General features: G+C 74.4%; 12 protein-coding genes and 1 pseudogene. 4 read left to right on the top strand and 9 right to left on the bottom strand.

All coding sequences use genetic code 11. The features are described 5' to 3' along the window. Window positions 1-22 precede the first annotated feature (22 nt). From ACZ7LY_RS26560 to ACZ7LY_RS26545, 4 genes are all read right to left on the bottom strand, one after another. A complete protein-coding gene (locus tag ACZ7LY_RS26560; RefSeq protein ID WP_471627226.1) occupies window positions 23-931 on the bottom strand; it encodes a hypothetical protein in 909 nt (302 codons plus the stop codon). After that, complete coding sequence (locus ACZ7LY_RS26555; RefSeq protein ID WP_471627225.1) at window positions 928-1,212, bottom strand: hypothetical protein; 285 nt, start codon at window positions 1,210-1,212, stop codon at window positions 928-930. Before ACZ7LY_RS26555 ends, ACZ7LY_RS26560 begins: the two co-directional genes overlap by 4 nt. Next, entirely contained in the window at window positions 1,209-2,735 is a 1,527-nt protein-coding gene (locus tag ACZ7LY_RS26550) for a hypothetical protein (RefSeq protein ID WP_471627224.1), read from the bottom strand. Before ACZ7LY_RS26550 ends, ACZ7LY_RS26555 begins: the two co-directional genes overlap by 4 nt. Before the next feature lie 82 nt (window positions 2,736-2,817). Then, window positions 2,818-3,510 carry a GntR family transcriptional regulator gene (locus ACZ7LY_RS26545; protein WP_471627246.1) on the bottom strand — a complete coding sequence of 231 codons (693 nt, stop codon included), beginning with the start codon at window positions 3,508-3,510 and terminating at the stop codon, window positions 2,818-2,820. 246 nt (window positions 3,511-3,756) lie between these two features. Between ACZ7LY_RS26545 and ACZ7LY_RS26540 the strand changes: the two genes are divergently transcribed. Further along, window positions 3,757-5,067 (top strand): MFS transporter, encoded by a 1,311-nt coding sequence (locus ACZ7LY_RS26540; protein ID WP_471627223.1) that lies wholly within the window; start codon window positions 3,757-3,759, stop codon window positions 5,065-5,067. Further along, window positions 5,064-5,867 carry a putative hydro-lyase gene (locus ACZ7LY_RS26535; protein ID WP_471627222.1) on the top strand — a complete coding sequence of 268 codons (804 nt, stop codon included), beginning with the start codon at window positions 5,064-5,066 and terminating at the stop codon, window positions 5,865-5,867. Before ACZ7LY_RS26540 ends, ACZ7LY_RS26535 begins: the two co-directional genes overlap by 4 nt. Here the strand turns inward: ACZ7LY_RS26535 and ACZ7LY_RS26530 are convergent. From ACZ7LY_RS26530 to ACZ7LY_RS26510, 5 genes and pseudogenes are all read right to left on the bottom strand, one after another. After that, window positions 5,849-6,698, bottom strand: a pseudogene (locus ACZ7LY_RS26530) (SGNH/GDSL hydrolase family protein). The gene ACZ7LY_RS26535 and the pseudogene ACZ7LY_RS26530 overlap by 19 nt on opposite strands. Next, the gene (locus ACZ7LY_RS26525) at window positions 6,695-7,876 is read right to left on the bottom strand and encodes a glycosyltransferase (RefSeq protein ID WP_471627221.1); all 1,182 of its coding nucleotides are present in this window, start codon (window positions 7,874-7,876) and stop codon (window positions 6,695-6,697) included. The pseudogene ACZ7LY_RS26530 and the gene ACZ7LY_RS26525 overlap by 4 nt, the downstream one beginning before the upstream one ends. Further along, entirely contained in the window at window positions 7,873-8,997 is a 1,125-nt protein-coding gene (locus tag ACZ7LY_RS26520; protein WP_471627220.1) for a glycosyltransferase family 4 protein, read from the bottom strand. The genes ACZ7LY_RS26525 and ACZ7LY_RS26520 overlap by 4 nt, the downstream gene beginning before the upstream one ends. Window positions 8,998-9,196: 199 nt before the next feature. Next, window positions 9,197-10,618: a HEAT repeat domain-containing protein gene (locus ACZ7LY_RS26515; RefSeq protein WP_471627219.1), complete on the bottom strand. Its 1,422-nt coding sequence runs from the start codon at window positions 10,616-10,618 to the stop codon at window positions 9,197-9,199. A gap of 280 nt (window positions 10,619-10,898) precedes the next feature. Continuing rightward, complete coding sequence (locus ACZ7LY_RS26510) at window positions 10,899-11,291, bottom strand: ankyrin repeat domain-containing protein (RefSeq protein ID WP_471627218.1); 393 nt, start codon at window positions 11,289-11,291, stop codon at window positions 10,899-10,901. 280 nt (window positions 11,292-11,571) lie between these two features. Between ACZ7LY_RS26510 and ACZ7LY_RS26505 the strand changes: the two genes are divergently transcribed. After that, window positions 11,572-11,766, top strand: coding sequence for a hypothetical protein (locus ACZ7LY_RS26505; protein WP_018534760.1), 195 nt, complete (start codon window positions 11,572-11,574; stop codon window positions 11,764-11,766). A gap of 36 nt (window positions 11,767-11,802) precedes the next feature. Continuing rightward, the gene (locus tag ACZ7LY_RS26500) at window positions 11,803-13,413 is read left to right on the top strand and encodes a hypothetical protein (protein WP_471627217.1); all 1,611 of its coding nucleotides are present in this window, start codon (window positions 11,803-11,805) and stop codon (window positions 13,411-13,413) included. Window positions 13,414-13,749 lie beyond the last annotated feature (336 nt).

Below are 13,749 nucleotides of genomic sequence, written 5' to 3'. Positions count from 1 at the left end.
TGGGGCGGACGGTTTCGAGGGGTCAGGAGTGGAACGGCAGGCCGGCGTCGGCGGCCAGCTCGGCGGCGTCCTCGTCCATCGGGGGGACCAGGCTGGCGGTGCCGTCGGTGACGGTGACCACACCCAGGTCGAGCAGTTCGGCCATCGCGGCGGTGCCGGCCATGTCGCGGACCTGGAGCTGGTAGCGGGCGGTCGTGCGGTACGTGCCGCCGCCGTCGTCGCCGGTGCGCTGGAGGAAGCCGGACTCGGTGAGGAAGGCGACGGCCTTGCCGACGATGCCGGTGGTGGAACTGGCGAGGCGGCGCGTGTCCTTGGTGGCGCCCGTCGAACTGCGGCGGGCCCAGATGCGCCAGGCGGCCTCCAGGCCGGGGGCGTCGGTGGCCGGGTCGGTGTTCTCGCCGGTCTCCTCGGCCCGCTCCTCCAGCTTGCGGCAAGCCTGGCGGACGAAGGCGTCCACGCCGTTGACGCTGACGCGGCCGATGTAGCCGTCGTCGGCGAGGTCTTCGGGGCGGGGGAAGGCGAGCGCGGCGACGGCGAGGTGGGCGAGGCCGTGCAGGAAGCGGTCGCCGGCGTCGGCGGTGGTCCGGCGCGCGTAGTCGCCCATGCGGACGGCGAAGACGGAGTCCTCGGCGGCGGTGACGGCCATCCCCGCGCGCGGGGAGACCTCCAGGACGACGAGGCCGAGCCCGGTGGCGACCGCGTCGGCGAGCCGCGCGAACGCGGGGTCCTCGCGGTAGCGGCGCAGCAGTTCGCCGTACTCCTGGTCGCGGGAGGGCTGGAGCTTGGGCTGCAGCCCGAAGGAGACCAGCCGGGCCGCGTCGGCGGCGTCGGCCGGGGTGACGGGCGCGGGCGCCTTGACCGCGCCGGCCGCCGCGCCGCCCGAGGCCACGGGCTCGCCCCACTCGCCGTGCTCTTCGGGGTACTCGGTCACGGTCGGTGCTCCTCGGTCGTGCAGGTGTACGTGGTGCGGGTGTACGTAGTGCGGGTGCAGGTGTACGCGGTGCGGGTGCACGCGGTGGGTGCGTACGTGGTGCGGGGGCACGCGGTGGGTGCGTACGCGGTGGGTGCGTACGTGGTGCGGGTGCTGCTGTACGTCGTACGGGTGCACGCGGTGCCGGCGTACGCAGTACCGGCGAACGGGGTCGCCGTGCCCGCCGTAGAGGCGCACGGCCCGCCGGTGCGGAGGCGGGCGCCCGACCGGCCCGCGCTCACGCCGCCTCCGTGCGGTCGGCGGCCATGCCGGCGGCGTCGAGCAGTGCCGTACCGACGATGAGGTCGGCGCCGCCGAACTCCTCGTCGTCGAGCTGCGTGCCGTCGTCCACGGCGAACAGCAGCTTCTCCTCGCCCTGCCGGTAGGCCGTGCCGACAGCCGGGCTCGCCGCGTGGACGGCCAGGAGGGCGACGAGGTACGGCAGTTCGGGGTCGCGCCTGCGCGCCTCGGCGAGCAGCCCGGAGAGCCGGCGGGGGGCGTCGGCGGGCAGATCCAGCAGTGCCTTCGCGTGCGCGAGCTGCTGCTCGCTGAACCGGCTGTCGTCCGGGGTGGCGATCAGATCCGGCTCGGGCATCTCGGCGCCCAGGTGCTCCCGCTCCAGGGGCGGCGTCAGCAGTATGTCGACGAGGTCGCCGACCCGTACGGAGACGGGCGTGCGCAGCCCGGTACCGCGCGCGAAGAACGCGTCGGTCACCTGGAGGGCGCTGTCCAGCGGGAGCGGCAGCAGCGGCGCGACGAGCTGTCCGTACAGGTCGAGGCCCGCGCGCGCGGAGGGCGTGGCGAACGCCTGCCGGTCCTGCTCGGCACGGAACAGCGGGCCCGCTTCGAGGAGCCGGGACTGGAGCTGGGTGTGGCGGCGGATGCAGTCCTTGACGATGTCGACCAGCTCGGCGGCGCGGCGCTTGTGCTCGGGGTCCTCGGACTCGTCGCGGGCCTTGCGGATGTTGGTCAGGATCGCGTTCTCGTGGCGGTAGCGGTCGGCTACGTGGTCGAGGGCTTCGGCGATCATGTCGGGGACGGCTTCGAGCCAGTCGACCGCCCTGACGTTGCGCCGGGTGGCGTCGAGGGCCTTGCGCAGCGTCTCGGAGTACTGGACAGTCCGGTAGCGGGCCTGCTCGGCGGCGAGCTGGGCGTCGGCGAGGCGCCCCCGGCTGATCAGCACCTCCAGCTTCACCTCGGCGGCGATCTGGGCGCTGGTGACGTCGGTGTCGAGGGCCCCCACCAGCACGTTGACCGCTTCGTCGGTCGTGCGCAGATAGACGCCCCCGCCGTAGCCGGGGACCTCCTCGATGAGCTTGAAGTCGTAGTCACGGCGTACGTAGGTGCCGTCGGGGGCGAACGTGCCGTAGACGGCGCGGAATCCGCGGTCGACGCTGCCCACGTTGATCAGGTTCTCCAGGACCCAGCGGGCCACGCGCTCGTGCTCGGCGGTGGGGCGCTGCGGCGCCTGCGCGGCGATGCGCGGGACGAGCCGGGCGACGATCTGCTCGTGGTCGGCGCCCGTGTCGAAGTCCATGTTGAGCGTGACGAGGTCGATGGCGGCGAGGGCGACCTCGGCCATCCCGTACGTCGAGTACTCGCCCGCGAGGTTGGCCTTGCGCACGTCGAGGTCGTGCAGCGGCGCGGTGCAGGCGAGGGCGCGCAGGCGGCGTGCGAGGCCCTCGTCGGCGGCCGGCCCCGGTGCGGGGCGCGGCCCCGCGCTGAGCTGGGGCGGAGCGGAGTCCGTGGTGGCAGGCGAAGTCACGCAGCACAGAGTAGGCGCTGGGTCTGACAACGGTCGAAACGACGCAGATGCGACGGGCTGCCCGGCCGTCTCCGGCCTCTCCTCAGGCGCCGTCGCGCACGCGGCGTCCGTACGCCTCGACGAGCCCGTCGCGGGAGTCGTCGAGGTACTGGGCGAGCAGCGCCTCGGCGTCGTCGCGGCGGCCCTCGCGCAGCGTCTCGACGATCTCCAGGTTACGGGCCAGGTAGGGCTCGTGGAGGCTGCGGGGGTCGTCGACGACGTGGAAGGCGAGGCGGAGTTCGGCGAGGACGCTGCGCATCAGCTCGTCGGTGCGTTCGCTGCCGGCGAGGGCGACGAGTTCGCGGTGGAAGTGGATGTTGGCGGTCGAGACGCCTTTCCACTCCCGGGCCTTGGCGGCGCGGCGCCCGTCGGCGACGGCGGCGGCGACCCCGTCGAGGGCGTAGGGCGGCTCCCCAAGGGAACGTACGACCGAGCACTCCACCATGCGCCGGATGCGGTAGATGTCGCGTACGTCGTCGATGCTCAGGACGCGTACGAAGACGCCCCTGTTGAGCCGGTGCTCCAGCAGGCGTTCGTGGGTGAGCAGCCGGAACGCCTCGCGCAGCGTGTTGCGGGAGACGCCGAGCGCACCGCCGATGCTGTCCTCGGACAGCCTGGTGCCGGGCGGGAAGAAGCCCTCGGAGATGCGGCTGCGCAGGATGTCCGCGACGCGTTCGGCGGTGCTGGTGCGCCCCAGCAGCGCGCGGTCGTCGGCGAGCGCGTTCAGTTCGTCCATGGCCACGGGCGCATTCAAGCGCACATCCAAGAACGAGACAACATGGGTATTGAGGGATCGTTCAACGATCCTCTACCGTGGCGGAGTGGCCGCGCTCCCCGCGCGCCCCCCCACCTCCCGCACGCCCACCGACGCACCACCCGGGCCCACCCCCGCCACACGCTCAGCGCAAGCGCACCGCACACGCGATCCCACGCACGACCGCCCACTCCCCTCAGTTCCGGCGAGTTCCCCTGCGAGGTGCCCATGAGCACGACTCCCCCGACGCCCGGTACGGACGCCCCCTCCCCGTCCGGCGGCGCGCCCCCGGGCCAAGTTCCCGGGGCGGGCGGCCCGTTCGGATGGCTGCGCGATCTCGGGGCGGGCGGCAGGCGCGCGTTCGCGGGCGCCTTCGGCGGGTACGCCCTCGACTCCTACGACTACTTCACGCTGCCGCTGAGCATGGTGGCGGTGGCCGCGTACTTCGGCCTGGACAGCGGCCGGACGGGCCTGATCACGACGGTGACGCTCGTGGTGTCGGCCGTGGGCGGCGCGCTCGCCGGTGTCCTCGCGGACCGGATCGGCCGTGTCCGCGCCCTCCTGCTCACGATCGCCACCTACGCGGTCTTCACCGTCGCCTGCGGTTTCGCGCCCACGTACGAGACGCTGCTCGTCTTCCGCGCCCTCCAGGGGCTCGGGTTCGGCGGCGAGTGGGCCGTGGGCGCGGTGCTGGTCGCGGAGTACGCCACGGCCCGCGACCGGGGCCGCACGCTCGGCGCCGTGCAGAGCGCGTGGGCGGTGGGCTGGGCGCTCGCCGTGATCGCCTACACGCTGGTGTTCCAATTCCTCGACGCGGATCTGGCCTGGCGGGTCATGTTCTGGACCGGCGCGCTGCCGGCCCTGCTGGTGCTGTGGGTGCGGCGCCGCGTACGGGACGCGCCCGCGGCGACGGAGGCGCGGCAATCCGCCACGCGCGCGGGGTCGTTCAGGCGGATCTTCGAGCCGGGGCTGCGGCGCACGACCCTGTTCGCGGTGCTGCTGTCGACGGGCGCGCAGGGCGGTTACTACACGCTCGCCACCTGGGTGCCCACCTACCTGAAGTCGGATCGCGGGCTGACCGTCGTCGGCACCGGCGGGTATCTGGCCTTCCTCATCTCGGGGGCGTTCACCGGCTACTTGGCGGGCGGCCACCTCACCGACGTACTCGGCCGCAAGGGCAACATCGTGCTGTTCGCCGTCCTGTCGGCGGTGAGCGTCCTCGCGTACACGCACATCCCGGCAGGGGCGGACGGGCTGCTTCTTGTGCTCGGTTTTCCGCTGGGCTTCTGTATGTCGGCCATTTTCAGCGGTTTCGGCTCCTACCTGAGCGAGCTGTACCCGACCGCCGTGCGCGGCACGGGACAGGGCTTCACGTACAACACGGGCCGCGCGGTCGGCGCGGTCTTCCCCACTCTTGTCGGGTTCCTCGCGGACGGCTGGGGCGTGGGCGGTGCCCTCGTGTTCGGCGCGATCGGTTACGGCCTGGCCGTCGTCGCGCTGCTCGGCCTGCCGGAGACCCGTGGAAAGGAACTCCTGTGAACCGTACGGAAGAACGCGCGCACACCGCCTCCTGGACGCCCCGGCAGGTCCGGGCCCACTTCCGGGCCGGCGCCAGCGCGCCCACGGCGGGCTGGGCGCAGGGGCACACGCAGGCCAACATGATCGCCGTGCCGGCGGACTGGGCCTACGACATGCTGCTGTTCTGCCAGCGCAACCCCAAGCCCTGCCCGGTGCTCGACGTCACGGACGCCGGTTCCGCCACGACGGTCCTGGCGCCCGACGCGGACCTGCGTACGGACCTGCCGCGCTACCGGGTGTGGCGGGACGGCGAGTTGGTGGACGAGCCGACCGATGTGCTCGGGCACTGGCGCGGCGATCTGGTGACGTTCCTGCTGGGATGCAGCTTCACGTTCGAGTGGGCGCTGGCCGAGGCGGGTGTGCCGCTGCGCCACATCGACCAAGGGCGCAACGTGCCGATGTACGTCACTACGCGCGCGTGCCGGCCCGCCGGACGGCTGCACGGGCCGATGGTCGTGTCGATGCGGCACGTGCCGCCGCACGCGCTGGAGGCGGCGGTACGGGAGAGCGCCCTGATGCCCGCCGTGCACGGCAGCCCGGTCCACCTGGGCGATCCGGCGGTGCTCGGCATCGAGGACCTGGCCACGCCCGATTTCGGGGACGCGGTGACGCCGGAGCCGGACGACACGCCGGTGTTCTGGGCGTGCGGGGTCACGCCCCAGGCGGCCGTGATGGCGTCGCGCCCGCCGTTCGCCATCACGCACGCGCCGGGCCACATGTTCGTCACGGACACCCGCGACCGTCAGCACCGGGTGCTCTGAGGCAGCACGGGAGGCGGCGCGGACAGTGCGGCGAGGGCGGCGGCCGCTCCGGCCGACGCCCGCAGATCCAGGCGGGCGCCGGTGCCGCGCATGCCGTGCCGTACCTCGTCGGCGGCCAGCGCGAGAAGCTGCGGCAGCAGGTCCGTACAGCGCCGGGCGACCCATCCGGTGCCCGCCGTGGCCAGCCACCACAGGCCGGCCGCGCGGCTAGGGCCGCTCGGCGGGCGGCGGCCCCACGGCGGTGCCGGAGGCGGCGAGCACGGCGTGGAAGCGGGCGGCGAACAGCCGGTGTCCGCGCTCGCCCGGGTGCAGGCGGTCCACGCTCCACAGCGCGCGGTCGGCGACCCAGCCCGGGTCGGCGTGCAGATGGGCCGCCGCGTGCCGTTCGGACAGGGCGTGGACCACGGAGTCGACGGCGCGCTGGCGACGCGCCAGAGGGCGGGCCAGGGCCCCTGGCAGGCCCAGCAGGGCGCCGGGGTCGGGCAGGCACGCGGTGAGCAGCAGCGCGCCCCGGCCCGCGAACGCGCCGTAGACCGTGTCGAGGCGGGCGGCGACGGCCGCGATGTCGAAGGTGCGGCGCAGGGTGTCGTTGCCGCCGACGACGACGGAGACGAGGTCGGGCGCGAACTCCAGCGCGCGGGGCGCCTGCTCGCGCAGGACGTCCGCGGTCGTGGCGCCGCTCGTGGCGAAGTTGCGGAACGTCACGGGGACTTCGGCGGGAGCGAGCCCTTCGGCGAGGAGGGCGGCCCAGCCGCGCCAGGCGCCGTCCACCGGGTCCCCGACGCCTTCGGTGAGGGAGTCGCCGAGCGCGGCGAACCGCAGCGCTTTCATACCGGCCTCCGCCGCGCGTCGTGGGCCGTCGAGGCGCCCGGGGTCCGGGTGACCTCGCCGGTCTCGTGCGCCGCGAGGAAGGCCCGTACCGCCTGCTCCCAGCCGAACAGTTCCGCACGCGCGCGTGCCGCACGCCGGCGCTGCTCCTCGGGCCGTGCGAGGACTTCCGTGACGGCCGAGGCGAACGCGCGCCCGCTGTCCCCGGCGACCGCTCCCGCCGCGCCGACCACCTCGGGCAGCGCGGAGGACGCGCTGACGACGACCGGTGTGCCGCAGGCGAGGGCTTCGAGTGCGGCGAGGCCGAACGTTTCGGCTGGCCCGGGCGCGAGCGCCGCGTCCGCGCAGGCCAGCAGCGTGGCGAGGGCGTCACGGTCGTCGACGTGCCCGAGGAAGGCGACGGGCAGCCGCCGGTTGTGCGCCCGTTGTTCGAGGCGGGCGCGCAGCGGTCCGTCCCCGGCGACGACGAGCCGTGCGGGCAGGCCGCGGGCGCGCAGCCGGGCGAGGGCGTCCAGGGCGAGCCCGGGGCGTTTCTCGACGGACAGGCGGGTGCACAGGACGAGCAGGATCTCGCCCTCGCGCGCGTAGCGGGCACGTACGGCACTGTCGGCGCGGCCCGGCCGGCAGCGGGCGAGGTCGACGCCGAGCGGGGCCCGTACGACATTGCGGGCGCCGACGCGGACGAACTCGCGGGCGGCCCACTCGGTCGTGCACACCACGCGCGCGTAGGCGTGCGCGGTGCGGATGTTGAGGGTGTCGGCGGCGCGGCGCGCGGCCCGCTCGGGCATGCCCCAGGTGCGCAGGACGCCGTGGGCGGTCTCGTGGGAGACCATCACGGCCGGCACCCGCGCGCGGCGGGCCCATTCTCCGGTCCAGCGCAGTGTCGTACGGTCCGAGACTTCGAGGCGGTCGGGGCGCAGCCGGTCAAGGAGGCGGGCGACGCGGCGGCGGTCGGTCAGGACGCGGTAGCCGCCGGTGCCGGGCAGGGGCGTGCCCGGCAGGGTGATGATCCGGCCCTGGGCGCTCTCCTCGTCGCTGAACCGCTCGCCGGGGACGACGAGGACGGGGTCGTGGCCTGCGGCGCGGTAGCCGGTGCCGAGTTCGCGCAGGGCGGTGCGCAGGCCGCCGGAGGCGGGGGCGACGAAGTTGGCGAGGCGCACGATGCGCAGCGGGGCGTTCACGCCGCCACCGCCGTACGGGCGTGCAGCACGTCGGTGTAGTGCTCGACGAGCAGGTCGCCGACGGCCTCCCAGGTGCGGGCGGCGACAGCGGCGCGCGCGGCGCTTCCGTAGGCGGCGCGGCGGGCGGGGTCGGCGGCGAGGGACCAGACCGCGTCGCGCAGGGCGTGCGGGTCGCCGGGCGGGACGAGGAGGCCGGTCCTGCCGTGGGCGACGAGGTCGAGGGGGCCGCCGGCGGCGGGCGCGACGACGGGGACGCCGCAGGCCATGGCCTCCTGGGCGGTCTGGCAGAACGTCTCGTGGGGGCCGGTGTGCGCGAAGACGTCCAACGAGGCGAAGATGCGGGCGAGTTCGTCGCCGGTTCGGCGGCCGAGGAAGAGGGCGCCGGGCAGGACGCCACGAAGGGCGGGCTCGCTGGGCCCGTCGCCGACGACGACCACGCGGACGCCGTCGAGGCGGCAGGTCTCGGCGAGGAGTTCGACGTGTTTCTCCGGGGCGAGGCGGCCGACGTAGCCGACGAGGAGTTCGCCGCCGGGTGCGAGGGCGGCGCGCAGGGCGTCGTCGCGCCGTCCCGGGTGGAAGCGGGCGGAGTCGACGCCGCGCGGCCACAGGCGCACGCGGGGCACGCCGTGGGCTTCGAGGGCGGCGCGGGCGGCGGTGGAGGGGGCGAGGGTGCGGTCGGCGGCGGTGTGCACGGCGCGCATCCGGCGCCAGGCGGCCGCGTCGCCCGCGCCGAGGTAGGTCCGGGCGTAACCGGCGAGGTCGGTCTGGTAGACGGCGACGGCGGGCACGCTCCGGCGGGCGGCGGCGGCCATGCCTCGGACGCCGAGGACGAAGGGGCCCGCGAGGTGGACGAGGTCGGCGCGATGGGCGGCGAGCGTCCGGGCGACGCGCCGGGTGGGCAGCGCGACGCGGACCTGCGGGTAGCCGGGCAGCGGGAGGGAGGGCACGCGGACGACGGGGCAGGGGGCGCCGGTGTCGGCGTCCGGGCCGTCGGCCGTGGCGGGGGCGACGACGAGGGGGTCGTGGCCGCGGGCGGCGAGGTGGCGGGCGGTCTGCAGGGCGCAGTGCGCCACGCCGTTGACGTCGGGCGGGAAGGACTCGGTGACGATGACGACACGCATACGGGTGTTGTCGCCGCGCGGGGCGTGCCCACGTCAACGTCGATCTTTCGTGGCGCGGAACGTCCCGTGAGCGTTGGGCCGCCCGGGGAAACGCCGGGTGGCCGGGGCGAACGGCGGGAGGCGGCCCCTCGTACGGCGGGCCGCCTCCTGTCCATCCGCCGGTCACCGGCGTGCGATGGGGTACGGGGTGGGGCCCGGGTCAGCGGGCGGGCGCGTCGGGGCCGATGCGGCTGCGGACGGCGGTCTGTACCTCGGCTTCCTCGGCCGGATCGGCGGCGAGGCGGCGGAGCTGGTCGACGACGCGGCTGTCGCCGGTCTCGGCGTGCCGGGCGGCGATCTCGCGGGTGCTCTCCTCGCAGTCCCACAGGCATTCGACGGCGAAGCCCGCGGCGAAGGCGGGGTCGGTGGCGGCGAGGGCGCGGGCGGCGTGCCCGCGCAGATGGGAGGAGGCGGTCTCGCGGTAGACGTGGCGCAGGACGGGGGCGGCGCAGGCGATGCCCAGGCGGCCCGCTCCGTCGACGAGCGGCCAGAGGGTGGCGGCGTCGGGGCCCTCGCCCCGGACGGCTTCGCGCAGCGCCCACAGGACGAGGTCGCTGTCCTTGGCGGTGCCCCGGCAGGCGAGGACGCGGCCGGCGGCGGCGCCGAGCGCGTCCGGCCGGTGTGCCCAGCGGCGGGCCCGCTGGACGGCGGCGGGGCCGCACATGCGCTCGAACGCGTCGAGGGCGGCGTCCACGACGGCCCGGGAGGGTGCGAGAGCCGCGGCCTCGATGAGATCGAGCGCGTCGGGGTCGTCGCTGTCGGCGAGGTAGCGCAGGGCGGTGCAGCGGGCGCCGTCGCTCCCGTCCTGGGCGGCGCGCACGATCTCGGCGCGGTCGCCGGGGCCCGCGACGGCGCTCAGGCAGCGGGCGGCGGGCACGTACAGGACGGCGCCGCGCTCGAAGCCCTCCTGGGCCCAGTCGAAGACGGCCTGGACGCTCCATTCGGGGCGCGGGCCGCTCGGGCGCATCTGGCGCTGCCAGCGGTCGAAGGAGCCGGCCTCCTGGGCGGCACGCACGCGTGCGCCCACGTGGGGGCGCGGGTCCTGCGCCCACAGCCGCCAGGGCCGGGGCTCGTAGGCGTCGCGGACGGCGGCGGCCAGCTCGGCGTCGGGGCCCTCGGTGGGGCGGGGGAAGCGGGCGAGGACGGGCTCGGCTAGGGCGCGCAGGCCCGCGTCGTCGTCGCGCAGCGCCAGCTCGTCCAGCGCCCAGGCCCAGTTCCCGCCGTGGGCGGCGTACCTGCGCAGCAGCTCCAGCGCGTCGCGCCTGCCGTACGAGGCGAGGTGACCGAGGACGGACAGGGCGAGCCCGGTGCGGCACTCGTCGGTGTCGAGGACGTCCTCGGGGGCGAAGAGGTGGCGCTCGATCTCGCCGAGACCGCCGTGGAGATCGAGGTAGAGACGTGCGTAGTACAGGGAGCGGTTCTCCACCTGCCAGTCGTGGCGGGGGTCGCTGAGCACGCAGTGGTCCAGGGCCGCGAGAGCCTCGTCCCGCGGGGCTGTCAGGGCGTGCAGGGTGCCGTCGCCGCGGCCCCTCTGGAGCAGGCCGAGCAGCGTACCGCTGGGCGCTATGACCGGTTCGAACATGGGAAACAGCCTCACATCAAGCGTCGACGCAACCGGGGACCCGCACTTACCTGGCCGCGCGACAACACGTCGGGGCGCCCGCCGTCTCTTGCTTGCTGTAGACCATCTCTCTGCCTCTCGTCCAAGGCCCGCTTCCGGGCCGCTTACGGACCGCGGGGCACGTGGGCACCATCTGCCCCGCGCTCGCGTCCGTAAATCACGCCGTCATCATGACCCAGCGGTTCAGCCCGCCGCGACCGCATTTCCCCCGCCCCCGTTCTGCCTGGTCACACGTGGTGCGTCAGGACGCTCCGAACAGCTCCAGGAGGTCGGCCTTGGCGAACATGCGGGCCGTGTCGAGCGCGGAGGGCGTGCCCGCGGTGGGGTCCGCGCCGCCGTCGAGGAGGGCCTTGATGACCTCGTCGGCGCCCTTGAAGACGGCTCCGGCGAGCGGCGTCTGGCCCTTGTCGTTGGGCCGGTTCACGTCGGCGCCGCGCTCCACGAGGGCGCGGACGGCCGGGGCGTGGCCGTGGTAGGCGGCGAGCATGACGAGCGTGTCGCCCCTGTCGTTGGTGAGGTTCGCCGGCACGCCCGCGTCCACGTAGCCCGCGAGCGCCTCCGTCTCGCCGCGGCGCGCGAGATCGAAGATCTTGGTGGCCAGCTCCACGACCTCCGGGTCGGGGGCTTCGCTCATCGGTCGGACCGCCTTTCGCATACGTGGGGGTACGACCGTGCGGCCGTACGAGTGAATCGACAGCGTACTGCCCGGTGCGGCACATGACGCGCGGCTGCCGCGGCAAAGATCACGGGCAGCGCGAACGTCCCTCCGACAGCGGGTCGGGGCGGTCTCCCACCGCCCGCCGACCGGGTGAAATGAATAGATTTCCACCCATTTGCACCTTTTGTCGTATAGATACATGCTGTGAGCCTGGAAGAACTCATGGTGACTGTCCCCATCAACCAGGAGAACCCTCATGATCCTGTCCATCTCGGGCGTCGTGCTGCTCGGCATCATCGTCTTCTTGTTCTTCCGCAAGGACGGCTTGAAGGCCTCGCACGCACTGGTATGCGCCCTCTTCGGCTTCTACCTCGCGGGCACGGCCATCGCCCCGAGCATCAAGGCGGGCGGCGCGAGCCTCGCCAGCCTGCTCGGCGGGATCAAGTTCTGACGGCCCATCCACCCGCACACACCCCAGGAGACGAACGTGGCCAGGCCACTCCCCCGCATTCTGAGCAACGGAAGCGCCTCGATCGCCCGGAGCCGGGAACTGGCACGGACGGCCGCCGACGGCGCCACCGACGTCCTCCACCCCCTCATCACGATCACCCGTGGCCTGCGCCGTCTCGCTTCCGCCGGGCGGCGCAAGTGGGCGGACACCCCCAAGGACCGGCGCGGACCGCTGCTGTTCCTGGTCGGGGCCGTCGTCCTGGTCGTGGTGTTCATCCCCTACGGGCCGCTGCTGGCGCTCATCACCCTGATGGCAGCGGCCGCGTGGAAGGGGCGCGACCCGAAGCCGCCGGCGCAGACCGGGCCCGACGAGTCGCAGGTACAGCGCCTCTCCTCGCTCTATGAGGCGCTGGTCCCCTATTTCTGCGTCCCGGAGGACCCCAGCCCGCTCTACACGCACGGCGGCGACTGGGAGAAGGCGTTCGAGACGTACGACTTCGACGGCGACGGCCGTTTCGACCGGCTGTCGATCCGCTACCCCGCCTACTTCACCGACGGCGAGGCCGACTCGCGCGCGCGGATCGAGCAACTGCTGCACGCCAAGCTCGGTCGCGGCCGCGAGTACCACTTCCAGTGGGACGAGGAGGGCAACAACCTCACCGTCACCGTCCTCGAACCGCTGCCCACCGACATCGCCGCCCAGCGGTTCGTGACCGCGCCCGGTGAGACGGTCCTCGGTTTCACCGACGAGACGGGCGTGCAGCGCACGCTGCCCGTGCGCGACGGTGACGAGCAGCGTGACGTGCCGCCGGTCGTGTGGCGCACCGGGGTCCGTTCCACCGAGCCCCATCTGCTCGCCGTCGGGCAGCCCGGCAGCGGCACGACCTCGCTGCTGCGGTCGGTCGCGCTCCAGGCCCTGGAGCACGGTGACGTCCTCGTCGTCGAGGGCAGCGGCACCGGGGAGTTCTCGTTCCTCGTCGGGCGCGCCGGCGTCCTCGCCGTCGAGTGCGGTCTCGCGGGCGCCCTCGCCAGCCTGGAGTGGGCGGCGCACGAGACGGAACGGCGGCTCATCGCCGCGAACCGGGCGCGTCAGGCCGGGCATCCCGCCCCGGACGACATCAAGCGCCCCCTGTGGATCCTGCTCGACCGGCCCAGCGCGCTGGCCCACCTCGCGGCGGCCGACGGGCGGCGCGATCCGCAGACCCTGCTCCAGGTGCCGCTGCGGCACGGCAGGGCGGCGGGCGTCACCGTCGTCGTCGCCGAGCAGTTCGACTGCCTCGACTCCCTCAGCGAGCCGGTCCGGCAGCACACCCGCGCGCGCGTAGTGCTCGGTCCGGCGACCCCGGCGGACCTCGATGACGTGCTCGGCACCCAGCCGCAGACGACGCCCACGTCCGACATGCCCGCGGGGCGCGGGTACGCGCGGCTCGGCTCGGGGCCCGTGCACCGGCTCCAGGTGCCGGCCACGCCCGATCCGTACGACGACGCGACCAGCGAGGTGCAGCGGCGGGCGGTGCTGGCGCTTCTGCCGGAGCGGGTCACTCCCGGGGATTCCGCGGCGTCCGGGGCGGATGAGGAGGCGGCGGCGGTCGATCGGGCGCCGGTGGAGGCCGTGCCGGGTGAGGCGGAGGCGCTGGCGGACCGATAGCTCCGCGGGTCGTCGGGTTGGCGGCGGCGTTGCAGGCGGACGTCTCCTTGCGCAGTTCCCCGCGCCCCCTAGGTGCGTGGGGCACCTGTCCTTCATCATCGGCATCGCCGTGGCCGGTCGCGCAGTTCCCCGCGCCCCTCGGCAGGTGGGGGCACCTGTAGTTCTTCGACTTCGGCATCGTCGTAGTTGCTCGCGCAGTTCCCCGCGCCCCTGTCGGGCGCACTTCGTGCACCCCTCCCTCACAAGCCACACGGCTCTGCCCCGCTTCCAGAGGCGCGGGGAGCTGCGCGGCCGGCCACCCATCGGGCCGCACGTGAACAACCAGCCCAAGGGGCA

This window comes from Streptomyces sp. NPDC107550 (genome assembly GCF_055639095.1).
The sequence above is the reverse complement of the archived record's forward strand: the minus strand, read 5'-3'. Positions and strand labels throughout refer to the sequence as shown.